This is a genomic window from Roseateles saccharophilus (assembly GCF_004342485.1).
Classification (GTDB): domain Bacteria; phylum Pseudomonadota; class Gammaproteobacteria; order Burkholderiales; family Burkholderiaceae_C; genus Pelomonas; species Pelomonas saccharophila.
On sequence record NZ_SMBU01000018.1, the window covers coordinates 51,890 to 76,197 of the forward strand.

The window sequence follows — 24,308 nt, forward strand, 5'->3', positions numbered from 1 at the left end:
TCAGGGCGCCTCCTTCGCATAACCCCTGTGCCAGGGCAGCCAGGCGCGCTCCAGGCCGCGCGCGACCACGTCGGCCAGCTTGCCCAGCAAGGCATAGAGCAGGATGCCGACGAGCACGATGTCGGTCTGCAGGAACTCGCGGGCATTCATCGTCAGGTAGCCGATACCGGCCTGGGCCGACAGCGTCTCGGCGACGATGAGCAGCACCCACATCAGCCCCAGCGAGAAGCGCAGGCCGACGAGGATGGACGGCAGCGCGCCGGGCAGGATGACTTGGGCGTACAGCTGCCAGCCGCCAAGGCCGTAGCTGCGCGCCATCTCGATGAGGTCGCGGTCGACGTTGCGGATGCCGTGGAAGGTGTTGAGGTAGACCGGGAAGAACACGCCGACCGCGACGAGCACGAGCTTGGCCGCCTCGTCGATGCCGAACCACAGGATGACCAGCGGGATCAGCGCCAGCGCCGGGATGTTGCGCAGCATCTGCAGCGTCGTGTCCAGCAGGGCCTCGGCCGCCTTCCAGGTGCCGGTGACGAGGCCGAGCAGCAGCCCCAGGCCCCCGCCCAGGGCCAGCGCGGAGAAGGCCCGTGCGGTGCTGACGGCCACGTGATGGGCCAGTTCGCCCGAGCGCAGCAGCTGCCAGAACGCGGCCAGCACGGCGGCCGGCTCGGGCAGGATGCGCGCGGACAGCAGGCCGCTGCGCGAGGCGATCTCCCAGGCGGCGAGGATGGCCGCCGGCAGCAGCCAGGGGATCAGGCGGCGCAGCATGGGGTCAGCTGGCGGACACGGCCTTGGGTGCGTAGCTGTTCGCCACGACTTCGCCGAAGGGGCCGGTCAGCACCGGCGCGCTGAGCTTTTCACGCAGGTCCAGCGGGAGCAGCGGGAAGACCAGTTCGGCAAAGCGGTGGGCCTCGTCCAGGTGCGGGTAGCCGCTGAGGATGAAGTATTCCAGGCCGAGATTGGCGTACTCCTTGATGCGGTCGGCCACCTGCTGCGGGTTGCCGACCAGGGCCGTGCCCGCGCCTCCCCGCGCCAGGCCGACGCCGGCCCACAGATTGGGGGCGATCTCCAGCCCCTGGCGCACGTCGGCCTTGTTGAACTGGCCGCCGTGCAGCTCAGCCATGCGGCGCTGGCCGACCGAGTCCATGCTCTTAAAGCGGGCCTGGGCGGCGGCCACGGTCGCCTCGTCCAGCTGCGACAGCAGCTCGCCTGCTGCACGCCAGGCCTCGTCCTCGGTTTCGCGCACGATGACATGCAGGCGGATGCCGTAGCGCAGCTGGCGGCCATGGGCGGCGGCGCGCTCGCGCACGTTGGCAAGCTTCTTCTCGACGTCGGCCGGGGGCTCGCCCCAGGTCAGATAGGTGTCGACCTGGGCGGCGGCCAGCTCGTGCGCGGGCGCCGAAGAACCGCCGAAGAACACCGGTGGGTAGGGGCGGTTGATGGGCGGGTACAGGATTTTTCCGCCCTTGACACTGAGATGCCGGCCGTCGAAATCGAAGCTTTCGCCATCGTGCGAGCGGGCCAGCAGCTCGCGCCAGATGCGGATGAACTCGGCGGACTGTTCGTAGCGCGCCGTGTGGTCCAGGAACTGGCCGTCGCCCGCCAGCTCGTCGGCGTCGCCACCGGTGACGAGGTTGACGAGCAGGCGGCCGCCGGAGAGGCGGTCCAGCGTGGCGGCCATGCGCGCGCTTTGCGCGGGCGCGACGAGGCCGGGGCGCAGCGCGACGAGGAACTTCAGCCGCCGGGTGGCGTCGATGAGGCTGGCCGCGACGATCCACGAATCCTCGCAGCTGCGGCCGGTGGGCAGCAGCACGCCCTTGTAGCCGAGGCTGTCGGCGGCGATGGCGATCTGCTTGAAGTAGGCATGGTCGGCCACGCGTGCGCCGCGCGAGCTGCCGAGATAGCGGCTGTCGCCATGGGTGGGGATGAACCAGAAGATCTTCATGCTTTCACCTGTATGAGGGCGTCGGCGACGCGGATGGGGTGTGGAATGAGACCGAGCTCGGCGAAGGCGTCGGCCACTTGCTGCTGCTCCTTGACCAGGGCCGCTGTCAGCGGCCCGACCGGCGCCGCACCGCGGCGTTCGACCATGCGCAGCACGGTGGCCAGCGGCAGGCCGGCAAAGTCGGCATAGCGCTGGGCTGCATCGCGGCGGTCGGCCTGCACGCGGGCGTCGGTGTCGGTCAGGGCCTGGAAGAGGGTCCTCACGAGGGCCGGCTGTTGGCTCAGCGTGCGCGAGGCGAGATAGAAGGTGTTGTTGTTCGTCAGGCCGCGGCTGGTGGCCAGGGCACGCAGCTCGCCGCTGATTTCCGCAGCCGCGAAATAGGGGTCCCACACGGCCCAGGCATCCACCGAGCCGCGCTCGAAGGCGGCGCGCGCATCGGCCGGCGCGAGGTGGACGGGCTGGATGTCGGTCCAGGCCAGGCCCACGCGCTTCACGGCCTGCACCGTCAGGAAATGAGCGCTGCTGCCCTTCTGCAAGGCGATGCGCCGACCCTTGATGTCGGCGAGCTTCCTCAGCGGTGAGTCGGGCTTGACCAGCAGGGCCGAGCTGTCGGGCTTGGGCGGCTCGGCACCGACGTAGACGATGTCCTTGCCGGCGGCCTGGGCGAACACGGGCGGCGCGTCGCCGGTGGCGCCGAGGTCCACGCTGCCCAGGGCCAACGCCTCCAGCAGCTGTGGGCCGGCGGGGAACTCGGTCCATTGCAGCTTGGTGCCGGGCAGGCGCTGCTCCAGCAGGCCGTAGCTTTTGAGCAGCGCGAGGTTGAGCGATCCCTTCTGGAAGCCGATGCGAAGCTGGGACGGCGAGTCGGCCTTGGCTCGCGTCCAGACCGAGGCCGTCGTCGCCAGGATGGCCACCGCCGCACGGCGGGTCGTTGACGTGCTCACCGGGCGGCCTCCGCGACACTCGCACCGCCCGGCAGCGCATCGGCCACGCGGATGGGCTTGGGGATGAGGCCGAGTGCATGGAAGGCGTCGGCGATCTTCTGCTGTTCGGCAGCGACGGCCGCGGTCAGCGGCTTCACGCCGAACGGGTAGCGCGTCAGGCTCTTCTCGACGACCTCGGGCTCCAGCCCCTGCAGGGGTGCGATGACGGCGGCCGCGGCCCGGGTGTTGGCCTTGAGGTAGGCTGCCTGGGCCTGGCTGTCGTCGAACAGGGCCTGGATGACCTTGGGGTTGTGCTGGGCATAGCCGCGTTCGGCCAGGTAGTAGGCGTAGTTGTTGACGACGCCGCGGCCGTCCAGCAGCACGCGTGCACCGCTTTGCTTCTCGACGGCGGCGAGGAAGGGGTCCCAGATCACCCAGGCGTCCACGGCACCGCGCTCGAAGGCCGCACGCGCGTCGGCCGGCGGCAGGAAGACGGGCTGGATGTCCGAGTACTTCAGGCCATGTTTCTCCAATGCCTTGACGAGCAGATAGTGCACATTGCTGCCCTTGTTCAGCGCGATCTTCCGGCCCTTGAGGTCGGCGAGCGACCTGATGGCCGAGTCCTTGGGCACGACGATGGCTTCGGCCTCGGGAGCGGCAGGGTCGAAGCCGATGTAGACGAAGCTGGCGCCGGCGGCCTGCGCAAAGATGGGCGGTGCCTCGCCGACGAAGCCGACGTCGACGGCGCCAACGTTCAGGCCTTCGAGCAGTTGCGGGCCGGCGGGGAACTCCACCCATTTCACGGCGACGCCGAGGGGTGCGAGCCGTTTCTCCAGCGAGCCGCTGGACTTCTGCAGCGTCAGCAGGCTGGCGGATTTCTGGAAGCCGACGCGCAGCGTGTTGGTTTGGGCGCCGGCGTGGAGGCTGAAGGCCGCCAGCAAGGGCAGGGCAGTCCAGCGCAGTAGTGAGCGGAAGAGCATGGCGGTGTCCAAAAAAGATCCCGGCACTCGGGCGCACCCGATCAGCGTCCGAGCGCCGGGATGAAGTCGCCGATCCCGGTCGGGTGGCGAGGAGACAAGCGGTGGTGAATCTGGGGTGGGGGCGTCAACAGCTCAGTGCGGGTTCGGGACGGGCCCGCATTCGAGGCAGCAGCGGAGCGAGCGCACGGTCCAGCCGCGCAATCAGGTCGGGCTCGGGCACGAAGCCACCGGCATCGTGACGGCGTAGTTGAGCGTCAGTGGCGAAAACGCCGTCCAGCACATGGCGGGCCCCCAAGGCCGACAGCACGGGTTTGAGGGCGTAGTCAAGCGCCAGGAAATGGGCGGGGCTACCGCCGGTGGCCAGCGGCAGCACCAGCTTCCCGCGCAGCGCATCGGGCGACAGCAGATCCAGGAAGACCTTGAGCAGCCCGCTGTAGGCGGCCTTGTAGATGGGCGTGCCGACGATGACGAGGTCGGCGCTTTCGACGGCGCGCACGGCGGCGGCGATGGCCGACTCCTGCACGTCGGCGGCCAGCAGGGCGGCGGCGGGCAACTGGCGCACGAGGATGTCGTCGTGCCGTGTGCTCCGGCCTTCCAGCCGCGTCAGTGCGAACTGCGTGAGCCAGGCCGAGCGCGAACGTTCGCTGGGGCTGGCGGAGAGGCTGGTGATGTGCATGGCGGCCTTGTGCTGACAGGCCTGCACGATAGGGAAGCGCCCCGGCGCGCGGAACGAAGGAAAGCGGCGATGCTTATGCGCTGCCTGTTGCCGGTCCGCGCAGCGGGCGCGACAGCAGTGCCCCCACGCCCCAGAGCCCGGCGGCCAGCGCGGCGCCGGCGGCGAGGTTGGCCAGGGGCCCGAGTGCGTCGGCCCAGCTCAGCCAGGCGCCGCAGCCGGCGGCCATCGCGATGAAGAGCAGGACGGCGGCGCGGCGGGCCCAGCGCGGTGCGGGTGGATCGAAGCGTGGCCGGGCCAGCCTGACCTCGGGCAGGTCGCCGGCCAGGGCCGCGCCGGGCGGCATCCAGCCGGGCGACTTGAAGATCACGCGCAGCTTGTCGGCCAAGCGCGACGTGGCCTGCATGCGCCGCCAGATCTCGGCATAGAACTGGCCCACGGCCCACAGCGGGTTCCAGCTCGCCAGCGGCTTCACGGTGCCGTAGACGCAGGGCTCGGTCTCGGGCGTGAAGCTGCCGAATAGCCGGTCCCACAGCACCAGGATGGCGCCGTAGTTGCGGTCCAGGTAGCCGGGGTTCACCGCGTGGTGCACGCGGTGGTTGGAGGGCGTCGAGAACACGCGGTCCAGCCAGCCCAGGCGGCCGATGTGCTCGGTGTGGATCCAGAACTGGTAGAGCAGCACGACCATGCCGGCCGCCGCGAACTGGCCGGTCGGCACGCCGAGCAGCGCCATGGGCAGGAAAAAGGGCGCGCCCATCACCGAGTAGAAGCTTTCCTGGCGCAGCGCGGTGCTGAGGTTGAAATGCTCGCTCTGGTGGTGCACGGCATGCGCGGCCCAGAACAGCGCGCTCTCGTGGCTGACGCGGTGCAGCCAGTAGTCGCAGAAGTCGTACATCAGCACGGCCAGCACCCAGCTCAGCGCGCCATGCCAGAGCGCCGGCGAGACCAGGGCCAGGCGCGCATGCACGGCGGCGTAGAGGCCGGTCTGCGCCATTGGCGTGAGCAGGGCCACGCCCTGGCTCAGCAGGCCCTGGCTGAGGCTGTTGAGCGTGTCGGCCAGGCTGTAGTTGTCACGGCCACGCCAGTGCCCCCATGCCCATTCCGCGGCCATGCAGAGCAGGAACACGGGCAGGGCGTAGAACAGCAGGGTCTCGGCCATGTCAGAGACTCATCCCGTGGAACCTTGGGTGTTGCGGGCCGAGCGCCGGGCCGCCCCAAGCCGGCCCGCGCTGGCGATGTGCTTGGCGGTCGAGCCGCCAAGCATCGCCGTCCCCGCGGGGGACCGACTGGGATTGCCCGCGTTCAGCGCGGCAAGACCGGGCGAGGGGCCTCATTTTTTAGAATTGATGCCAGACGCTGACGATGAACGAAGGCTGGTCGCGGCTGTAGGTCAGCGGGGAGTTCGCGGCCTGGCCGACGAGGCGGGTGTGCAGCCATTGCCCGTTGACGGACCAGTTATTGGAGAACTTGTGCTCTGCGCTGAGCGCCATGCTCCAGTCCAGCCAGCCGCTGTGCGGGCGGAACGTGGGCAAGCCGCTGGCGGCGGCCTCGGCCGGGCCGACGCCGAAGGTGCCGCGCAGATGCGCCGCGTTGGCGTAGGTGGCGGACAGGCTGATCGCCAGCAGCTCGCTGCCGATGGGGATGCCGCTGGTGGCGCCCAACTCGAGCTGGCCGCCGTTGCGATGGCGGCCGCTGCCCCATGACAGGCCGGACTGCAGCAGCAGCTCGGGCATGACCTGGTTGTTGGCGAACAGCTGCGTGATCAGCCGCGAGCCCAGGCTTTGCACGCCCGGCGGCGATTCGCGCCGCGAGCGGCCCGATTGCGGCCACAGCCGCGCGCCGAACTGCCATTGCCTGGCGGCCTCGCCTTCCAGCAGCTTGGGCGCGAGGTTCCAGCCCAGGCCGGTGTCGGTGGCGACGAAGACGCCGCTTGGCGACTCGTAGTCCAGCGCCGGCAGCAGCGAATAGCGCTCGTGCGCGCTGCCCGGCGCGCGTGGCCAGCCGCGCCAGGACATGCCGGCCGACCAGGTGGCCTCGGCGGGCGGCGCGTCCAGCAGCAGCAGCGTGCCGCCGGCCCATGCCTGCGGCGCCGCGCCGGCCAGGGCTAGGCAAAGCAGAGGGATCGGGGAAGGGCAGCGGACGCGCAAGAAAACAGCCATGGAGCAGCAGGTGATGCTGGTCCCTCCGACAGGAATCGAACCTGTATCTGCCGCTTAGGAGGCGGCCGTTCTATCCATTGAACTACGGAGAGCCCTCGGCCCGGGGCCGCGAAGGCGCGGATTCTCGCACGGGCTCAGCCGCCATTTGGCGCGGCGGCGCGGGCGCGCCAGAAGGCGGTGTCGAAGAGCTGGTGGGCGCCGCTGCGCTCGTTGACGAGCCAGAACTGCGCGCCATCGGGACTGATCTCGACGACCTCGCCCACGTGCCGGCCCGCCTGCACCCGCCGGCCCAGGGCCACGGCCGGGAAGCCAGGCTGAGCGGCCAGCTCCAGCAGCGCCATCACGGGCCGCGTGTCGCCGGCCAGGCGCAGCCGCTGCACCAGCGGCGCGAGCAACGGGTTGACGCGGTCGAGCGGCGACAGGAAGGCGATCAGCTTGGCCTGGGCGCGGCTCATCGCGACATTGACGAGGCGGCGCGCCTCCTCGGTTTGCAGGAAGGGCTGGGCGCCGTCGGTCGGATCGAAGAACACCACCGGCGCCTCGCTGCCCTGGGCGCGGTGCACGGTGCTGACCCTGACCCGCTCGCCCAGGCCGCGCGCGGCCAGGCAGCGGCGGATCAGCGCGCGCTGGGCGCGGAAGGGCGTCAGCACGATGAGTTCGTCGGTGCGCCAGTCGCCGCTGTCGAGTGCGGCCGCGACCTGGGCCGCGATGGCCTCGGCCGATTCGCGCCGCACCGGCCCGCGTTCGGCGGCCACCCACTGGCCGTCGCTCGCCACCTCGTGCACATGCAGATGGCCGTCGGCCGGCCAGGGGCCGAGGGCGCGGCGGCGCGCGGCCTGCCAGTCGGCCGAGGCGAGGGCATCGTCGGCCACGCGCAGCGCACCGTCGTAGAAGAGATGGCTGACGCAGTCGCTGATGGGCGGCGCCATGCGCGACTGCTCGTCCAGCAGGGCCACCATGTCGCCGCGCGGCGGCATACGCGAGAACGGCGAGCGGCCGAGCCAGCGCTGCGCCAGCCGGTCGCTGCTGCGCAGCACCGGCGAGAGCTGCTGCGGGTCGCCCGCGAACAAGTGGGCGCGGCCCAGCGGCATCAGCACCAGGGCCTGGGCCAGGCTGACCTGGCTGGCCTCGTCGAACACGACGAGATCGAAGGGCGGCCCGCCCTCAGGCCCGTCTCCAGGCGCGAGGCTGCGCAGCGTCTTCAGCGTGAAGCAGGCGCGCGAGGCCGTCATGCTGACCAGGCGACAGCGGCGCAGCACCAGCAGCGATGCGGCGCGCAGCTCCTGGCGCAGCGCGGCGACGCGGTCGGCCCAGGCCTTGAGGGCCACCGCGTCGCGGCCGGCGGGGCGTTCGGCCTCGGCACGGGCAAGGCGGGCGACGAGGCCGGCATCGCGCGCCGGCAGCAGGTGCTCGCGGCCGGCGTAGGCGGCGGCGTCCACCCGCGTGCCCAGGCGCTGCACGCCATCGCGCCAGCGCTCGCGCCGGCCCTTGTGCAAGGCCTTGTCCACGGCCAGCGTGGCCAGGTCCACCGCATGGTTGGTCGTCGACAGCAGCAGCACGCGGGCGTCCGGCCGGCGGTCGAGGTACTCGGCCAGCAGCACGCCCAGCGTCGTCGTCTTGCCCGTGCCCGGTGGTCCCCACAGGTAGCCGCAGCGTTGCCGGACCAGGCCGAGCGCGCGGCGCTGGGCCGGGCGCAGCCAGCGAAAGGGCTCGCCCGTCAGCGCCGGCTCGTCGGGCATGGGCTCGCTCCTGCCCAGGCCGGGCTGCCGGGCCAGTGCCTGCTCGGCCCAGGGCGTGTCGTCCCAGGCATCGGCCAGGGCCTGTAGGAAGCGCTGCGGGTAGAGGCGGATCAGCTGCTCCGGCCCCGGCGGCGGAGCGCTGGCGTTCTGCAGCACGAGCTGGTCGTCCTCGGGCGCCACCATCAGCACGCTGGCGCCGCCCTTGGCCGGCGCGCCCCACCAGGCCGCCGCGCCTTCGAGGCTGTCGTCCAGCAGCGCCTGGGCCGAGGCCGCGCCGGGGCGCTGGCCCTCGGCATAGACATAGCCCGGTTCCAGCGTGATGCGCCAGAGCTCGCCCTCGCGCTCGCGGCGCAGCACGCGGAAGTCGTAGAACTCCGGCGTGGCGGCCAGCTCCGCGGCGATGGCGGCGCGCAGTTCGGCGAGGGGCATGGCGGGCGGCGCGGCGGGTGGCTGAAAGGGGCGCGACTGTAGCGCCTTGTCATCCCCAGCGGCTAAGCTGCAGCTCGGCTCAGCTCATGGGGTGCCCATGATCTATCGCGACCGCCTGACCGCCCGGCTGGAGGGCGAGTTCGCCGTCTTCCTGATCGGCATGCGCATCAACCGCCCGTTGGCCGTGCATCGCTGGTGGCCCGTCGCGGCGGCCATGCCGCGCATGCTGCGCGAGCTCTATGCGCAGCCGCGGCTGGGCCTGCTGAGCCATGAGACCTGGTTCGCGCGCAACATCATCGTCGTGCAGTACTGGCGCAGCATGGACGCGCTGCTGGCCTATGCCAAGGCCCGCGACTCCGCGCACCTGCCGGCCTGGCAGGCCTTCAACCGCGCGATCGGCACCGACGGCAGTGTCGGCATCTGGCACGAGACCTATGTGTCGGGGCCGGGGCGCTACGAGAACGTCTACGTGAACATGCCCGCCTTCGGCCTCGGCCGCGCGGGCAGGCTGGTGCCCGCGGCGTCGGGCCTGCAGTCCGCCGAGGGGCGGCTGCACGGCGACGGCCCGCGCTGAGCCGGCTGCGACGGCCCGATCTTTTCGCTTGACAGGCGGCGATCTGCGGACAAATACTAAACCAAATGGTTAATCAAAAAGACGCCCAGCTCGATCTCGTGTTCGCCGCGCTGTCCGACGCGACGCGGCGGCGCGTGCTGGAGCAGCTCGGCAGCGGCGGCGCCAGCGTCAGCGAGCTGGCCGCGCCGCACGGCATGTCGCTGCCGGGCTTCATGAAGCACCTCGCCGTACTGGAGGCCGCCGGCCTCATCGCACGGGCCAAGGAGGGGCGGGTCGTGCGCTGCGAGCTCGACGCCGCGCCCATGCAGGCCGCAGCGGCCTGGATCTCCCACTACGAGCATTTCTGGGGCGAGCAGCTCGACGCGCTCGGCCGTTATCTGCACCACGAACAGGAAGTCACACCATGCAAGCAAGCCCACAGCAAGCCGCAGCCCAGGTCCGCTTCGACCGGCACTACCCGGTCGCCGTCGAAAAAGTCTGGCGCGCGTGGACCGACCCGCAGGCCTTGAGCCGCTGGTTCTTCGCCGGCCGGCCCGGTGCCGTCGTCGAGGCCGAGATCGACCTGCGCGTCGGCGGGCGCTACCGCATCCTGACGCGGCTGCCCGACGGCGAGACCCACGACGTCGGCGGCGAGTACCTGGAGGTGCTGCCACAGCGCCGCCTCGTCTTCAGCTGGGCCTGGCGCAGCACGCCCGAGCGGGTGTCGCGCGTGAGCCTGGATTTCGTCGCCGAAGACGGCGGCACGGCGCTGCACTTCGTGCATGACCGCTTCTTCGACGACGAAGCCTGCGCCAACCACGAGTGCGGCTGGCGGCCCGCGATCGACAAGCTCGGCACGGTGCTGCTGCAACCCGACCTGCAGGAGGCATGATGACCCACCAGGGCAGCTGCCATTGCGGCCGCATCAGGTTCGAGGTCGATGGCCACATCGACTCGGCGCTTTCCTGCAATTGCTCGATCTGCCAGCGCAAGGGCTCGCTGCTGTGGTTCGTGCCGCGCGCCGCGCTGCGCCTGCTGATGCCGGAGAGCGACACAGCCGTCTACACCTTCAACAAGCACGTCATCCAGCATCGTTTTTGCCCGACATGCGGCATCCACCCCTATGGCGAGGGCAAGGGGCCGAACGGCGCTGCGATGGCGGCGATCAACCTGCGCTGTCTGGAGGACATCGACCTGGACGCCGTCCCCATCACTCGCTTCGACGGGCGCGCGCTCTGACGCGGCTTCAGGCCGCGTCGAACAGCGGGATCAAGTGCGGCCGGCCGGCCACCAGCGTCAGCACGCGGCGCGGCCGGCCGAGCTTCAGGTATTGATTGCCGTTGCGCGTCGCGCGCTCGACCGCGGCGCGCGTGGCCTCGAGCAGGGCGGTCAGCAGCGGGCGCTCGCCCTGGCATTGCGAACGCGGGATGACGAGACTCAGGTCCATGCTGCGCCGTCCCGTCGTGCCGGGCTCGAGTTCTAGGCGCGCCTTGACGACCAGGATCGACGGGGTGCGCAGCGTGACGTCGAGGTCGACGTCGATGTGCTGGTCTTCCGCCACCGGCAGGGCCGGTACGGACGGGGTGGGGCAGGGGGCTTGGAACATGGCCCGAATCCTCGCGGCGGACGGCGTAATGCCCTGTGGGGCGCGCCGCTGCCTGGCTGTAGGACGATGCCGGTCGATCAGGCCAGCGGCGTGGCGAGCTTGATGGTCGGCCGTTTGAACAGCAGACCGATCAGCGCATGCGCGAAGAAATAGTCGTTGCGCAGCTTGTCACCCAGCGTGTCGAGTTCGACCCGGCCCTGCGGGTCGCAGGGGAAGGCCAGGCCGGCGACTTGGTCCGTCATGGACTCGAAGTGCAGTAGGTGGGGGAGCAGTCCCCCGTCGCAGGAGGACTGGGGTGGTTGCATGTTCATCGTGAGCCTCCAGCCTTAAAACGGCAGGGCAATCGACGAGGTTGACTGTGCGCTGCTGCGGGCCGCCGCATGTAGGCGGGCTCGAGGGCCGGATGTACGCCGCGAGGCGGGCCCGTGTAGGACGGTCTTGGCGCCCCGTGCGCCGTCCTTGGCAGGGCGCGGCCTCGTCCTGCAGACAGCGCCCCGATAGCCTCGGCCCGATCCACGCAGTGTGCCGGGCTTGCCGATGGCGTCAATTCCACTTCCACTGCCAGATCACGTCCAGCGCGTTGTCGTCGCCGCCCTGGGCGCGCAGCGTGAAGCGCTGGGCGATGCGGTAGATCAGCTGCCAGGAGCCCGTCGTCGCGTTCAGGCTGCGCTCGTAGCCCACGTACCAGCGGCGCGAGAGCTGTTTGCCCAGGCGCACGATGGTGGCGCGGGTGTCGTCGTCGCTCTGGGCCAGCGAGAGTTCGTCCAGCCCGAGGTTGCGCAGCACCTTGCCCGTCGGGCCTTCGCCCTCGCCGCTGAGCAGGGCCAGCGCGGCGCGCTGCAGCAGGGCCGTGTCGGTGCGGCCCAGGCCGTCGGGCCCGCGGCCGAGCAGCAGCCAGGAGAGCTTGTCGGTGTCGGCCATGTCGGGCTCGGAATAGAGGCTCACGCGCGGCGCCAGCGCCGTGCCGCCCACGCGCACGCCGACGCGGATGTCCAGGTTGGGCCGCACGGCCAGCAGGTCCAGCGCCGGGTTGTCGAAGGCGCCGTTGAAGCTGATGTCGCTGCGCTCGATGTCCAGCTTCTGCCCGTAGGCCGCGTACTGGCCGCCGTTGGCGTCGAGGTGGCCGGTCACACGCAGCGGGCCGTTGTTCTGCGTTGCCTTCAGCTCGCCGCGCAGCTTGGTCGTGAGGCCGCGCCCGCGCACCTTGAAGTCGCTGCCGAAGTCCACGGCGAGGTTGACGATGCTGTTGCGCGCCGCTTTGGGCGCCGGCGGCGCGGTGGGCGCCGCGTCGCCCGTACCGCGCAGCACGGTCACGTCGTCGGCCAGGGCCGGCGCGTCGGCGCGGCTGAAGTCGAACAGGCCCTCGTCGGCACGCAGCCTGCCGTCGAGCTTCAGGCCCTGGGCGTCGAGGTCCAGCGTGGCCTCGCCGCTGGCGACGATGCGGCGGTCCACGCGCGACAGCACGCGCAGCCTGTCGGCGCTGAGCTGGATGTGGGCGCTGGGCTGGGCGCCGAGCTCGGCCCGGCCGCTGGCGCGCAGCCAGCCGTCGCCGCCGCGCGCCTCCAGCCTGGACAGCTCGGCATGCTGGCCCTTCAGGTCCAGCGCGAAGCGGCCCTCGGTCACGTCCACGCCGTAGAGCAGGTGGCGTAGGGCCAGGCCTTCGCCCTCGGCGCGGCCGGTCAGGTCGGGGGCGCCCAGGCGGCCGCCGAACTGCACGGTGGCCGCCGCGCGCCCGCCCAGGCGCCAACCCGCCGGCACCCAGCGGCCCCAGGTCGCGAGGTCGGCCACGTTGGCCTGCAGCACCCCCTCCATCGGCGTGCTCGCGTCCGGCCACAGGCCGCTCGGGCGCAGCGTCAGCGCGCCGCCGAGGCTGCCGAGATCCTTGCCGGCGAGGCCTTCGGCGATGCGCCAGACGCCGTCGCGCACGTTCAGCGCGATGCGCAGGTCGGTCAGGCCGAGCGCACGCGGGCCGAACTCGTCGGTCACGCGCAGGTCGCCGCCCTGGCGTTCGATCAGCAGCTCGGCCGTGAGCCGGTCGTTCAGCAGCAGCGCGGCGTGGCCGGCCATGCGCAGGTCGCCGCCCCAGCCGAAGTCGGGCTGCCAGCGCGCCAGCAGCGGCGCCACGGCGAGGTCCTCGAGCTGCAGGTCGGCGCGCGCCTCGGGATGCTCGCCGCCGGTCCAGCTCAGGGCCTGCCAGCGCACGAAGGCGCCGCCCACCTCGGCGCGGCCCGGCTCGGCCGTGAGCTGCGGGCCGTTGCCGGCCCAGCGCAGGCCGATGTCGCTCGCGGCCAGCAGGGCCGGCGTGCCGGGGCGCAGTGGGCCGATGTCGAGCCGGGCGACGCGGCCGGCCCAGGCCTGGCCGTCCCAGCGGCCGTGGGCCTGGAGCTGGGCATTGATGTCCCAGTCGCCGGCGTCGCGCGGCACGCGGCCGGCGACCCGGGCCTTCAGCTCGTGGGCGCCGCGCCGGCCCTGCAGGTCGATCTGGATGCCGGCGAGCTGGGCATGCGGGCTGCGCAGCTGGCTGACGTCGAGACTGAGCGCGGCGGGCCCGTCGCCATCGGCACCGGGCAGGGGCAGCTCCCAGCGTGCCCTGGCGCTGGCGACGCTGCTGCCCAGGGCCTTGGCCGAGGCCAGGCTCATCTGCCCGCTGCCGCCGGCCTGCCAGCCCTTGGCCGTGCGTGCGAGCTGGTAGCTGCCATCGGCGTCAAGCTGGCCGGCCACGGGCTGCTGCCCGAATAGTGCGAGGACGGGGTTGAGCTCGGCCAGCGCGCCGGCCTTCAGCGTGGCGGTGCCGGCGATGGTGTCGGCGCGGGCCTGGCCGCTGGCCTGGATGCGGTTGCTGCCGAGCCGGGCATCGATGTCGAAGGCGGCGGGGTCGGCGGCGCGCTCGCGCTTCAGCGTGGCGTGGCCGTCCAGCGCCAGGCCGGCGAGCTGGCCCGGCAGCAGGCGGGCGTCGACGCTGCCGCTCAAGCTGGCCGGCGTGCTGCCGCGCAGGTCGATGGTGGCGTCGGCATTGAGCCGGGTTGGGCCGGGCAGGCGGGCCCAGGCCGAGGCGGGCGCGCCGCGCCACAGCAGATGCGGGTCGAACTGGCGCAGCTGGGCCTGGAGCTGGGCGGCGCCGGCGGTGTCGACCCGGCCGCTGGCCTGCAGCGTCGCGTCGCCGCTGGCGAGCTGGAGGGTCTCGATCTGCCACTGCCTGCCTTCGCCCTGCACGCGGGCCAGCAGGCGCAGCGGGCGCTGCTGCAGCGTGCCGGCGAGGTCCAGCCGCGCCGCGAGCGGGCCGGCCTTGCTGCCGGACAGTGTCAGCGGGCCGTCCAGCCGCGCCGGCGTGGCGCGGGCGTCCAGCGCCTCGGGGCGCAGGCCCTGCACGCGCGCGTCGAGCTGCCAGCGGCCGTCGGCGCTGCTCGCGTCATACCGGCCCTGGCCGCGTACGCGGGCGCCGCCGGGCAGCTCGGCGTCCAGCGTGGTCAGGCGCAGGTGGGTGGGCTGGTCCGGGCGGCCGGCCAGCGCGATGGCGATGCGGGAGACGGGCAGGGCCTGCTGGTCCCAGCGGCCTGCCGCGGCGTTGTGCAGCTCGGCCTGCAGGCTGGCTTCGGCGTCGTAGGCCGGGGCCTTCAGCTCGGCCTTGCCGCTCAGGGCCGTGCGTGGCAGGCCGGGCGCGAGGGGGGCGAGGTCGAGCCTGTCGGCCTGCAGCCTCAGTGCGTTGACGGGCCAGCGCGCGAAGGGCTGGATCTCGCCGTCGGCCTGCAGCGCCTGGTGGGCGGCCTCCAGCCTGGCCTTGGCCTTGAGCCGGGCGAGCGGGCCGTTCAGCGTGGCGACGGCGGCCCAGGGCAGTTCGGTTGCCTCGGCCTGCTGCAGGCGCAGCGTGGCCTCCGTCTGCAGCGGCGCGGCGCTGGCGATGCGGGCCTCGCCGGCCAGGGTCAGGTGTTGCCAGCGCGCGGCCTTGAGCTGGAGGTGGTGGACGCCATCGCGGGGCAGGTCGATCTGCGCATCCAGGCCGAGCAGCGGGGCCTGGTCGGGCGCCCAGCTCAGCTTTGCGATGCGCAGGCTGGCGATGTGCACGGCCACCGGCAGGCCGAGGTCGGCAGGCGCGGCCAGCGGGGTGTCGCTGGGCTGGCTGCGCAGGTTCACTTCGTCCGCGGCCAGTTCGCGGGCCGACAGCTGGCGTTCACCGACGCCGACGTCCAGGCCGGCCCAGCGCAGGCCGCGCAGCTCGGCCGAGCCGCCGGCCCAGCTGACGACGACGCGGCGGGCGCTGAAGTCGCCCAGCAGCGCGCCCTCGGGCGCCTCCACCTGCACGCCGGGCAGGCGGGCGAGCAGCCAGGCGCTGCCGGCCGGGCGCTGCAGCAGCCAGCCGACGAAGGCCGTGGCGGCGGCGAGCAGCAGGGCCAGCGCGATCAGGCCGACGCGCAGCAGGCGCAGGGAGCGCGTCATAGCGTGATCCCCACACTAAAGTGCAGCCGCCACTTGCCGGTTTCCTGCGCACGCGCGAAGTCCACGCGCAGCGGGCCGACCGGGCTGCGCCAGCGCAGGCCGGCGCCGACGCCGACGGCGGCGTGGTAGTCCGCCCAGCGCGAGGCGGCATTGCCGGCGTCAACGAACAGCGCGCCCCACAGGCTGGGGAAGCTCATCGTGAAAGGCCGCGCGATCTCCAGGCTGCCGGTGGCCAGCACGCGGCCGCCGACGGTCAGGCCATTGCGCTGCGGGCCCAGGCTGCGGTAGGCATAGCCGCGCACGGAGTCGTCGCCGCCGGCGAGGAAGAGCAGCTTCTCGGGCACGCCGACGAGGTCATGCGCGACGACCTGGCCCAGCTCGGCGCGGGCCGATCCGTACCAGTTGGCGCCTAGCGGCTTGTAGGCGCCGAGCTTGAGCTGCAGGCGCGCGAACGGCCCGCTGTCGTCGCTGCCGCCGCCATGTGCATAGCCCAGGCCGACGAGGGCCAGGCCCTGGTAGCCGTCGGTGGGCAGCAGGCTGCTGTCCAGGCGGCGGCGTATCCACTGCTGATTGACGGACAGCGCGAGGTTGGTGTTGACCTGGCCGCCGGTCGTTTCGCGGGCGCGCAGCAGCTCGACATAGCTGAGCCTCTCGTCCTGCGTGGATTCGTAGAGCCGGCCCAGGCGCAGGCCGAGGTTGGTGGCGACGGTATCGGCGGAGTGGTCCTGCTCGAACTGCATGGACGCGAGGTTGCGGTGCAGGTCGGGCTGGGGGTGGGAGCTGAGTTCGAGCTCGGCGCTGTTCAGCGCGCGGCTGAGCTGCAGCTTGCTGCGTGCGCGCACCGGCAGGTCGAAGGGGCGGCGGTGCATGTGCTCGACGCTGATGCTCTGGCCGTTGTTGCTGTGGTAGCCGACGGCGACGGTGGCCTGCTGCAGCGCCGACTCGGTGACGCTGACCTGCACGGGCATGCTGCCGTCGGCGTCCGGTGCGTCGGCCAGCAGCTGCACGCGCACCGCGTCGAAGAGCTGGGTCTTGGCCAGGCGCTCCTGGAACTCGGCCAGCTTCTGCTCGGTGTAGGCGTCGCCGGTGGCGAAGCCGGCCAGGCGCTCGACGGTCTCGCGGTTCTGGCGCTTCAGGCCCTCGATGCGCAGCGCGCCGAGCCTGGCGCGGTTGCCGCTGGCGAGCGCGAGGTGGAGCTCGGCGGTCTGGGCCTCGGGGTCGACACGGGCCGCCGTCTCGCCCCACTGCGCCAGCGGAAAGCCGCCGGTGCGCGCGCGCAGCAGCAGATCGCTCTTGCCCGCCGCCCATTGCGACTGCGTGAACGCGGCGCCTTCCTTCAGCGGCCAGGCCTGGCGCAGGCTGTCGCGCAGGGCCTTGACCTCGTCCGCGGCCAGGCCCTCGGTGAATTCGAGCTCGAGCTTGCCGACCCGCATGACGGGGCCAGGCCTGACGACCAGGCGCAGCCGGGTCGCGTCGTCGGGGTCGTGGCTGACCTCGGCCTTGGCATTGAAATAGCCCTCGGTCTCCAGCAGGGCCTCGGCCTGCGCGGGCGCGGCGGCGGCCAGGCGGGCCAGCTCGACGCGGCTCAGAGCCGCCTCGCTGGCGCGGTAGCGGGCGAGGTCGAGATGCTGCTGCAGCAGCGCGCGCAGGTCGCCGGCGCGTTCGCCGTCGACGCGGATGTCGAGGCTGTAGACCGCGGGCGCGTCGGCCGGGATGTCGGGTGCGGGCTGGGCTTGCGGCGCGGGCGCCTTCGTCGCACAGCCGCTCAGTACCGCCATGAGCAGCAGCGCGGCGACGAGACGCGTCATTTGCTCAGCAGCCGCATTGCGCCTTCCAGGCCGGAGAGGGTCAGCGGGAACATGCGCTGCTGCATCAGTTGCTGGATCAGCGCGATGCTCTGCCGGTACTGCCAGACGCCTTGCGGCTCGGGGTTGATCCACGCGTACTTGGGGAAGGCGTGGGTGAGGCGCTGCAGCCATTCGGCGCCGGCCTCGTCGTTGTTGTACTCGACGCTGCCGCCGACCTGCAGGATCTCGTAGGGGCTCATCGTCGCGTCGCCGACGAAGATGAGCTTGTAGTCCTTGTTGTACTTGCGGATCAGGTCGAAGGTGTTGAGCTTCTCGGCAAAGCGGCGGCGGTTGTTCTTCCAGACGAAGTCGTAGACGCAGTTGTGGAAGTAATAGAACTCCAGGTGCTTGAACTCGCTCTTGGCGGCCGAGAACAGCTCCTCGACGCGGTGGACGTGCTCGTCCATCGTGCCGCCCACGTCCATCAGCAGCAGCACCTTGACCTTGTTGTGGCGCTCGGGCTGCATGCGGATGTCCAGCATGCCGGCGTTGGCGGCCGTGCCGTGGATGGTGCCGTCCAGGTCGAGCTCCAGCTCCGAGCCCTCGCGCGCGAAGCGGCGCAGCCGCCGCAGCGCGACCTTGATGTTGCGCGTGCCCAGCTCCAGCGTGTCGTCGTAGTCGCGGTAGGCGCGCTGCTCCCAGACCTTGACGGCACTCTTGTTGCCGCCTCCGCCCGATTTCGCGCCGATGCGTACGCCCTGCGGGTTGTAGCCCGAGTTGCCGAAGGGGCTGGTGCCGCCGGTGCCTATCCAGCGGTTGCCGCCCTCGTGGCGCTCCTTCTGCTCCTCGAAGCGTTTTTTGAGCGTCTCCATCAACTCGTCCCAGCCCATCTTCTCGATGGCGGCCTTCTGCTCGGGCGTGAGCTCCAGCTCCAGGGTCTTCCTCAGCCACTCCAGTGGCACCTCGGCCGTGAAGTCGGTCAGCATCTCCACGCCCTTGAAATAGGCGGCGAAGGCGCGGTCGAACTTGTCGTACTGGGTCTCGTCCTTGACGAGGCTGGCGCGGGCCAGGTGGTAGAAGTCGTCGATGGAGGCCACGCCGCCATCCTCCGGGCCGGCGATGACGCCGGCCTGCAGGGCCTCGAGCAGGGTCAGGTACTCGGGCACCGTCACCTTGAGCTTGGCGGCGCGCAGCGTGTAGAAGAACTGGATCAGCATCGTCAGCTCGTGTACTTCTTCAGCCAGGCGAAGAACTCACCGTACCAGAGTCGGCTGTTGCGGGCTTTCAGTACCCAGTGGTTTTCGTCGGGAAACCAGACCAGCCGGGCCGGTACGCCGAGGCTCTTCAGCGTGTTGTAGTAGGCCAGGCCCTGGGCGTCGGGCACACGGTAGTCCAACGCGCCATGGATGACGAGGGTGGGCGTCCTGAAGTGCTTCGCAAACGCGTGCGGGCTCTGCGCGGCGACCTTGGCGGGGTCGTCCCACCAGGCCGCGCCCAGCTCCTTGCGGTGCCAGGCGTAGGCGTCGTCGGCAAACATGGCCTGCCAGTCGAAGCAGCCGGCGTGGCAGACATAGGCCTGGTAGCGGCCGGGCTTCACATGGCCGTTCATCCACACGGCCATGTAGCCGCCGTAGCTGCCACCGGCGGCGGCGATGCGCTTGGCGGCAACCCAGGGCTTCTTCAGCAGCCAGTCGGTGCCGGCCTCGATGTCCTGCAGCTCGTACTCGCCCCAATGGCCGGTGATGCTGTCGAGGAACTCGAAGCCGAAGCTGGACGAGCCGTGGTAGTTCACGCAGGCGACGACATAGCCCTGCGCCGCGAACACCTGATGGTTCCAGCGCCAGTGCCAGCTGTCGCCAAAGGCCGTGTGCGGGCCGCCGTGGATGAGCTGCATCACCGGCCATTTTTTCTTCGCGTCGAAGCCGGGCGGGTAGATCAGCCACATCTGCACCGCGTCGCCACGTGCGCCGGTGATCGCGACTTCCTCGTGGCGGCCGAAGGCATGGGCGGCCAGGCGGGCGTCGTTCAGCGCCTCCATGTGGCGCAGGCCGTCCTCGCCGAGCACCGACAGCCGCGGCGGGAACTGCACGCTGTCGTGGTTGAGGACGACGAAGTCCGCCGCGAGCGCGAAGCTGCCGACATGGCCGCCCTCGAAGATGGGCTCGGCCAGCCGGTCGCCCAGGCCGAACTGCCACAGGTGGCGGCGGCCACGGTCCTCGGCGGCGAACAGCAGGCTCTGGTCGTCCGCGGCCCAGCGCAGCGGCGCGGCCACCTCGTGGTCCCAGTCCTCGCTGAAGACGGCCCAGCGGCCCTGCTGGTCCAGCACGGCGAGCTGGTTGGGGCGGTTGTGGCCCAGGGCCTGGTGGCTGGCCAGGAAGGCGAGATGGGCGCCGCCGTGGCTGTAGCGCGGCGCGCCGAAGTCCCAGTCGGCGTCCTGCAGCAGGGCCTGGACCTGCCGTGTCCTGACGTCGATCTCGGCCAGAGCGTGGCGGTTGTCCAGCTTCTTTTCGGCGGCCGGGTCGAAGGCGAAGGCGATGCGGCGGCCGTCGGGCGCGATGTCGAAGTCGTTCGCATCGGGTTCGGCGCGGTCCAGCTCCCAGGCCGTGCCCTCGAACAGGTCGTGCGCCCGGCCGCTGTCGATGTCCATCACATGCAGATGCGGCACGCGGCCCATCGGGATGTGGTGGTCCCAGAAGCGGTACAGGGCCTCTTCGGTGACGTAGGCCGTCTCCTTGCGCGCCATGGAGGCCTTCAGCGCCTGCGCCTGGCCAGCGGCCTTGCGGTCGGGCCAGACCCAGGACACGAAGGCGATGCGGCGGCCGTCCGGGAACCACTTGAAGGCCTCCACGCCGGTCGGCACCTGGCCGACGCGCCGCGCCTCGCCGCCGTCCGGCGCGATGACGTAGAGCTGGGCTTCCTCGTCCTTCATGCCGGCCTGCTCGTCCACCTGCCAGCGTTTGGCCGTGAAGGCGATCAGGTCGCCGCGCGGGCTCCACTGCGGGTTGCCGTCCTTCTCGCCGGCCTCGGTCAGGCGGCGCGGCTCGCCGCCCAGCGTGGAGAACAGCCACAGGCTGCTCTGGGCCTTGTTGGTCTCCATCGAATGGCGGGTGACGCCGGCCACGGCCTGGGCGCCGTCGGGACTGAGGCTGGGTTCGCCGATGCGGTCCAGCGCCCAGAGTGCGTCGACGTCGAAGGTCCGGGCTGATTTCTTCATGTGCGGGGGCGGCTCAGTTGCCAGTTCAGATGGGCCTTGACCTCGGGCCATTCGCCCGCGGTCAGGCTGTACATCACGGTGTCGCGCACCGTGCCGTCGCGGCGCAGCGCATGGTGGCGCAGCACGCCGTCGCGCCGGGCGCCCAGGCGCTCGATGGCGCGCTGGGAGGCATGGTTGAAGTTGTCGGTGCGCCAGCCGACGAGCCGGGCGCCCAGCGTCTCGAAGGCATGGGTCAGCAGCAGCAGCTTGGTCGTCGTGTTGACGGCGCTGCGCTGCACGCGCCGGGCATACCAGGTCCAGCCGATCTCGAGGCGGGCGATGGCCGGCATGATGTCGTGATAGCTGGTCGAGCCCAGCACCTCGCCGCTGGTGGCGTCCAGCACGGCGAAGGGCAGGCGATGGCCTTCGGCCTGGGCCTTCAGTGCGGCTTCGACGTAGGCGCGGGTCTGGCCGGGCTCGGGCACGCTGGTGAAGCGCAGGTTCCACAGTTCGCCGTCGGCGGCCGCGGCCTGCAGGCCAGGCACATGGTCCAGCGTCAGCGGCACGAGGCGGATAGTGCCGGCTGCCAGTTGGACCGGCGCGACCGGCTGGGCGAAGGCTTGGCTCATCGGGACTCCTTCAGGATCAGGCGGCGCGCCAGCCAGCGGCCGGCGCCACAGCCGGCCACGATCAGCCCGAGGCCGACGAGCTGCCGGGCGTTCCAGTCGGGGCTGGCGATGAAGTCGATGCCGAACTGCCGCCCCAGCCACCAGCCGGCCAGCGCGCCGGCGACGAAGCCGATGGCATCGGCCAGGCCTTCACGCAGCGCGCGTTCGAGGTCGGGCCGGGCCATCAGCGGCGCTCGGCCGTCCGGAGCCACTGGGCGCCCCCTCGGGGGGCAGCGAGCGAAAGCGAGCATGGGGGCTTCATCAGCGGTTGTTTTTCTGCATGAAGACCAGCTTTTCGAACAGGGTCAGGTCCTGCTCGTTCTTCAGCAGGGCGCCCACCAGCGGCGGGATGCTGACCTTTTCGTCCTTGGCCTGCAGCGCGTCCACCGGCACGTCCTCGGCCAGCAGCAGCTTGAGCCAGTCGATCAGCTCGGAGGTGCTGGGCTTCTTCTTCAGGCCGGGCAGGTTGCGCACGTCGTAGAAGTTCTTCAGCGCGGCGGCGAGCAGCTCCTTCTTCAGCGTCGGGAAGTGCACGTCGACGATCCTGGCCATCGTCTCGGCGTCGGGGAACTTGATGTAGTGGAAGAAGCAGCGGCGCAGGAAGGCGTCGGGCAGCTCCTTCTCGTTGTTGGACGTGATGAAGACGAGGGGCCGGTGCCGGGCCTTGACGAGCTGGCGCGTCTCGTAGACGTAGAACTCCATGCGGTCGATCTCGCGCAGCAGGTCGTTCGGGAACTCGATGTCGGCCTTGTCGATCTCGTCGATCAGCAGCACGACGGGGCGGTCGGCTTCGAAGGCTTGCCACAGCACGCCCTTGACGATGTAGTTCTCGATGTGGCGCACACGCTCGCTGCCCTCGATGCCGGCGAGCTGGCTGTCGCGCAGCCGGCTGACGGCGTCGTACTCGTACAGGCCCTGCTGGGCCTTGGTCGTGCTCTTGATATGCCACTGCAGCAGCGGCATGCCCAGCGCCGTGGCGACCTCCTCGGCCAGCATGGTCTTGCCGGTGCCGGGCTCGCCCTTGATGAGCAGGGGGCGCTGCAGGGTGGCCGCGGCATTGACCGCGAGCATCAGGTCGGCGGTGGCGACGTACTGGTCGGAACCTTGGAATTTCATGGGGGAAAACCGGGGTTTGAAGGGGCCGGATCAGTATAGGAGGCCTCCTATAATCGCCGCCGCTCTAGAACCCGACAACCATCGAGACATGAAAAAACTGCTGCAGATGTCGTTCGTCCTGGCCACCCTCCTCGGCGCTTTTGCAGCCCAGGCTCAGGACGCGAAGGCGGGTGAGAAGAAGATCGCGATGTGCATCGGCTGCCACGGCATCCCGGGCTATCAGGCCAGCTTCCCCGAGGTCCACAAGGTGCCGATGATCGCGGGCCAGAACGCGAAGTACATCGCATCGGCGCTGCATGCCTATGCCAAGGGCGACCGCAAGCACCCGACCATGCATGGCATCGCCGCGTCGCTGACCGACCAGGACATCGCCGACGTGGCCGCGTTCTACGAACAACAGGCCCAGGCCCCGGCCGTGCCAGACACCCTCCCCGAGGCGCCGGCCAATGTGGCCGAGCTGCTGAAGAAGGGCGCCTGCATCTCCTGCCACGGCGCCAACTTCAGCAAGCCCATCGACCCCAGCTACCCCAAGCTGGCCGGCCAGCACGCCGACTACCTCGGCGTCGCGCTGAAGGCCTACAAGACCGAAGGCAACTCGGTCGTCGGCCGCGGCAACGCCATCATGGCCGGCCAGGTCAAGCAGTTCAGCAATGCCGAGCTGAAGGCCATCGCCGCCTATATCGGTACGCTGCCCAGCGAACTGCGCACCGTGCCGCAGAGCAAGTTCCGCTGATCCGGCCACCGCGCCGCAGCCGAGGAGCCGCCCCGCCGAGGGCGGCTTTTTGCTGGGCGCAGGGAAGTGGGCCGAGCGTGCAGGGCTGCACGGACGCCGGCCCGCGAATTCGGCCTCCGGCGCGGATACTGGGCGCGCGTCCATGCTGAAAAAGATCCCCACCTCCGAAGCCAAGCTCGGGATGTTCCTGCAATCCCTCGAAGGCTCCTGGCTGTCGCATCCGTTCTGGAAGACCCGGTTCGTGCTGGCGGACGAGGCCGATCTGGCGGCGCTCAAGGCCAGCGGCGTGCCGGCGGTGTGGATCGATGTCAGCAAGGGCTGCGATGCCGACGCGCCCGTGCCGGCCGGCGCTGCGGCTCCGGCCGAGGCCGTCGTCGCGATCGCCAGCACCGCGCCCACGCCGGTGGCGGTGCGGGAGTGCGAGCCCAGAGTGGGTTTCGAGGAGGAGGTCGGCCGGGCCGCCGAGGTGCTGCACCGCTCCAGGCAGGCCGTCACGGCGCTGTTCAACGAGGCCCGCCTGGGCAAGGCCATCGACACCGAGGTCTGCCTGCCCATCGTCGAGGAGGTGGCGTCCTCGCTGGCGCGCAACCCGTCGGCCTTCATCAGCCTGGCGCGGCTCAAGACGCGGGACGACTACACCTATATGCACTCGGTGGCGGTCTGCGGCCTGATGGTGGCGCTGGCGCGCCACATGGGCATGGGCGACGACGAGGCGCGCGAGGCCGGCCTGGCCGGGCTGCTGCACGACGTCGGCAAGATGCAGATGCCGCTGGATGTGCTGAACAAGCCCGGCGCGCTGACCGATGCCGAATTCAGCGTGATGCGCAGCCACCCGGAGCGCGGCTGGGAGCTGTTGAAGGAGGGCGCCAAGGTGCCGGCCGCGGCGCTGGACGTCTGTCTGCACCACCACGAGAAGATCGATGGCACCGGCTACCCTCACAAGCTGGCCGGCGAGCAGATCAGCCTGCTGGCGCGCATGGGCGCCGTCTGCGACGTCTACGACGCGATCACGTCCACGCGGCCCTACAAGAATGCCTGGGACCCGGCCGGCTCGCTGCAGCGCATGGCGCAGTGGAAGGGCCAGTTCGACCCGGCCATCTTCCAGGCCTTCGTGAAGAGCGTCGGCATCTACCCCACGGGCACGCTGGTGCGCCTGCAGTCCGGCCGGCTGGGCGTGGTCGTCGACCAGAACCCGGCCTCGCTGGTGGCACCGCGGGTCAAGGTCTTCTTTTCGACCAAGTCGAACATGCCGATCCCGGTGCAGCTGCTCGACCTCGCCGCCCCCGGCACGCCCGACCGCATCGCCGGCCGCGAGCCGCCCGAGAGCTGGGGCTTCAACCATCTTGAAGAGTTCTGGAACCCCAAGAAATAGC

The 24,308-nt window shown here is 71.1% G+C and carries 23 protein-coding genes and 1 tRNA gene; 6 read left to right on the forward strand and 18 right to left on the reverse strand.

Annotation, left to right across the window (positions count from 1 at the left end):
• From ssuC to EV671_RS15475, 9 genes are all read right to left on the reverse strand, one after another.
• Positions 1–765 (reverse strand): aliphatic sulfonate ABC transporter permease SsuC, encoded by a 765-nt coding sequence (ssuC, locus tag EV671_RS15435; RefSeq protein ID WP_132573285.1) that lies wholly within the window; start codon positions 763–765, stop codon positions 1–3.
• A 4-nt stretch (positions 766–769) separates the two neighbouring features.
• Entirely contained in the window at positions 770–1,942 is a 1,173-nt protein-coding gene (gene ssuD / locus EV671_RS15440) for an FMNH2-dependent alkanesulfonate monooxygenase (protein ID WP_132573286.1), read from the reverse strand.
• Positions 1,939–2,886, reverse strand: a complete 948-nt coding sequence (locus EV671_RS15445; RefSeq protein ID WP_132573287.1) for an aliphatic sulfonate ABC transporter substrate-binding protein — start codon at positions 2,884–2,886, stop codon at positions 1,939–1,941. Before EV671_RS15445 ends, ssuD begins: the two co-directional genes overlap by 4 nt.
• Positions 2,883–3,845, reverse strand: a complete 963-nt coding sequence (locus tag EV671_RS15450) for a sulfonate ABC transporter substrate-binding protein (protein ID WP_132573289.1) — start codon at positions 3,843–3,845, stop codon at positions 2,883–2,885. Before EV671_RS15450 ends, EV671_RS15445 begins: the two co-directional genes overlap by 4 nt.
• A 124-nt stretch (positions 3,846–3,969) precedes the next feature.
• A complete protein-coding gene (gene ssuE / locus EV671_RS15455) occupies positions 3,970–4,521 on the reverse strand; it encodes an NADPH-dependent FMN reductase (protein ID WP_132573292.1) in 552 nt (183 codons plus the stop codon).
• A gap of 73 nt (positions 4,522–4,594) precedes the next feature.
• Positions 4,595–5,677: a sterol desaturase family protein gene (locus tag EV671_RS15460; protein ID WP_132573294.1), complete on the reverse strand. Its 1,083-nt coding sequence runs from the start codon at positions 5,675–5,677 to the stop codon at positions 4,595–4,597.
• Positions 5,678–5,855: 178 nt separating this feature from the next.
• On the reverse strand, positions 5,856–6,677 hold the full coding sequence (locus tag EV671_RS15465) for a MipA/OmpV family protein (protein ID WP_132573296.1): 822 nt from the start codon (positions 6,675–6,677) through the stop codon (positions 5,856–5,858).
• Positions 6,678–6,694: 17 nt separating this feature from the next.
• Positions 6,695–6,769 (reverse strand) — tRNA-Arg (locus tag EV671_RS15470).
• Positions 6,770–6,811: 42 nt separating this feature from the next.
• Positions 6,812–8,845 carry a DEAD/DEAH box helicase gene (locus tag EV671_RS15475; RefSeq protein ID WP_132573298.1) on the reverse strand — a complete coding sequence of 678 codons (2,034 nt, stop codon included), beginning with the start codon at positions 8,843–8,845 and terminating at the stop codon, positions 6,812–6,814.
• Between the two features lie 97 nt (positions 8,846–8,942).
• Between EV671_RS15475 and EV671_RS15480 the strand changes: the two genes are divergently transcribed.
• The 4 genes from EV671_RS15480 (at position 8,943) to EV671_RS15495 (ending at position 10,637) form a co-directional block, all read left to right on the forward strand.
• Positions 8,943–9,419, forward strand: coding sequence for a DUF4188 domain-containing protein (locus EV671_RS15480; protein WP_132573300.1), 477 nt, complete (start codon positions 8,943–8,945; stop codon positions 9,417–9,419).
• A gap of 65 nt (positions 9,420–9,484) precedes the next feature.
• Positions 9,485–9,928 (forward strand): ArsR/SmtB family transcription factor, encoded by a 444-nt coding sequence (locus tag EV671_RS15485; protein ID WP_132573302.1) that lies wholly within the window; start codon positions 9,485–9,487, stop codon positions 9,926–9,928.
• Complete coding sequence (locus EV671_RS15490; protein WP_132573304.1) at positions 9,823–10,290, forward strand: SRPBCC family protein; 468 nt, start codon at positions 9,823–9,825, stop codon at positions 10,288–10,290. Before EV671_RS15485 ends, EV671_RS15490 begins: the two co-directional genes overlap by 106 nt.
• Complete coding sequence (locus EV671_RS15495; RefSeq protein ID WP_132573362.1) at positions 10,290–10,637, forward strand: GFA family protein; 348 nt, start codon at positions 10,290–10,292, stop codon at positions 10,635–10,637. The genes EV671_RS15490 and EV671_RS15495 overlap by 1 nt, the downstream gene beginning before the upstream one ends.
• A 7-nt stretch (positions 10,638–10,644) precedes the next feature.
• Here EV671_RS15495 and EV671_RS15500 read toward each other — a convergent pair whose 3' ends face one another.
• The 9 genes from EV671_RS15500 to EV671_RS15540 form a co-directional block, all read right to left on the reverse strand.
• Positions 10,645–11,004, reverse strand: coding sequence for a hypothetical protein (locus tag EV671_RS15500; protein ID WP_132573306.1), 360 nt, complete (start codon positions 11,002–11,004; stop codon positions 10,645–10,647).
• A gap of 77 nt (positions 11,005–11,081) precedes the next feature.
• Complete coding sequence (locus EV671_RS15505) at positions 11,082–11,246, reverse strand: hypothetical protein (RefSeq protein WP_243655751.1); 165 nt, start codon at positions 11,244–11,246, stop codon at positions 11,082–11,084.
• Positions 11,247–11,547: 301 nt separating this feature from the next.
• The gene (locus EV671_RS15510; protein ID WP_132573308.1) at positions 11,548–15,438 is read right to left on the reverse strand and encodes a translocation/assembly module TamB domain-containing protein; all 3,891 of its coding nucleotides are present in this window, start codon (positions 15,436–15,438) and stop codon (positions 11,548–11,550) included.
• Positions 15,435–17,246, reverse strand: a complete 1,812-nt coding sequence (locus tag EV671_RS15515) for an autotransporter assembly complex protein TamA (RefSeq protein WP_132573310.1) — start codon at positions 17,244–17,246, stop codon at positions 15,435–15,437. Before EV671_RS15515 ends, EV671_RS15510 begins: the two co-directional genes overlap by 4 nt.
• Positions 17,243–18,442: a vWA domain-containing protein gene (locus tag EV671_RS15520; protein ID WP_132573312.1), complete on the reverse strand. Its 1,200-nt coding sequence runs from the start codon at positions 18,440–18,442 to the stop codon at positions 17,243–17,245. Before EV671_RS15520 ends, EV671_RS15515 begins: the two co-directional genes overlap by 4 nt.
• A gap of 2 nt (positions 18,443–18,444) precedes the next feature.
• Entirely contained in the window at positions 18,445–20,439 is a 1,995-nt protein-coding gene (locus EV671_RS15525) for a S9 family peptidase (RefSeq protein ID WP_132573314.1), read from the reverse strand.
• The gene (locus tag EV671_RS15530; RefSeq protein ID WP_132573316.1) at positions 20,436–21,047 is read right to left on the reverse strand and encodes a GNAT family N-acetyltransferase; all 612 of its coding nucleotides are present in this window, start codon (positions 21,045–21,047) and stop codon (positions 20,436–20,438) included. The genes EV671_RS15525 and EV671_RS15530 overlap by 4 nt, the downstream gene beginning before the upstream one ends.
• Positions 21,044–21,271 carry a hypothetical protein gene (locus tag EV671_RS15535; protein WP_132573318.1) on the reverse strand — a complete coding sequence of 76 codons (228 nt, stop codon included), beginning with the start codon at positions 21,269–21,271 and terminating at the stop codon, positions 21,044–21,046. The genes EV671_RS15530 and EV671_RS15535 overlap by 4 nt, the downstream gene beginning before the upstream one ends.
• Positions 21,272–21,347: 76 nt before the next feature.
• A complete protein-coding gene (locus EV671_RS15540; protein WP_132573320.1) occupies positions 21,348–22,202 on the reverse strand; it encodes an AAA family ATPase in 855 nt (284 codons plus the stop codon).
• Positions 22,203–22,290: 88 nt separating this feature from the next.
• Here EV671_RS15540 and EV671_RS15545 point away from each other — a divergent pair, with 88 nt between their 5' ends.
• Positions 22,291–22,935, forward strand: a complete 645-nt coding sequence (locus tag EV671_RS15545) for a c-type cytochrome (protein ID WP_132573322.1) — start codon at positions 22,291–22,293, stop codon at positions 22,933–22,935.
• A 142-nt stretch (positions 22,936–23,077) separates the two neighbouring features.
• Positions 23,078–24,307: a cyclic di-GMP phosphodiesterase gene (locus EV671_RS15550; protein ID WP_132573324.1), complete on the forward strand. Its 1,230-nt coding sequence runs from the start codon at positions 23,078–23,080 to the stop codon at positions 24,305–24,307.
• The last annotated feature ends 1 nt before the right edge of the window (position 24,308 follow it).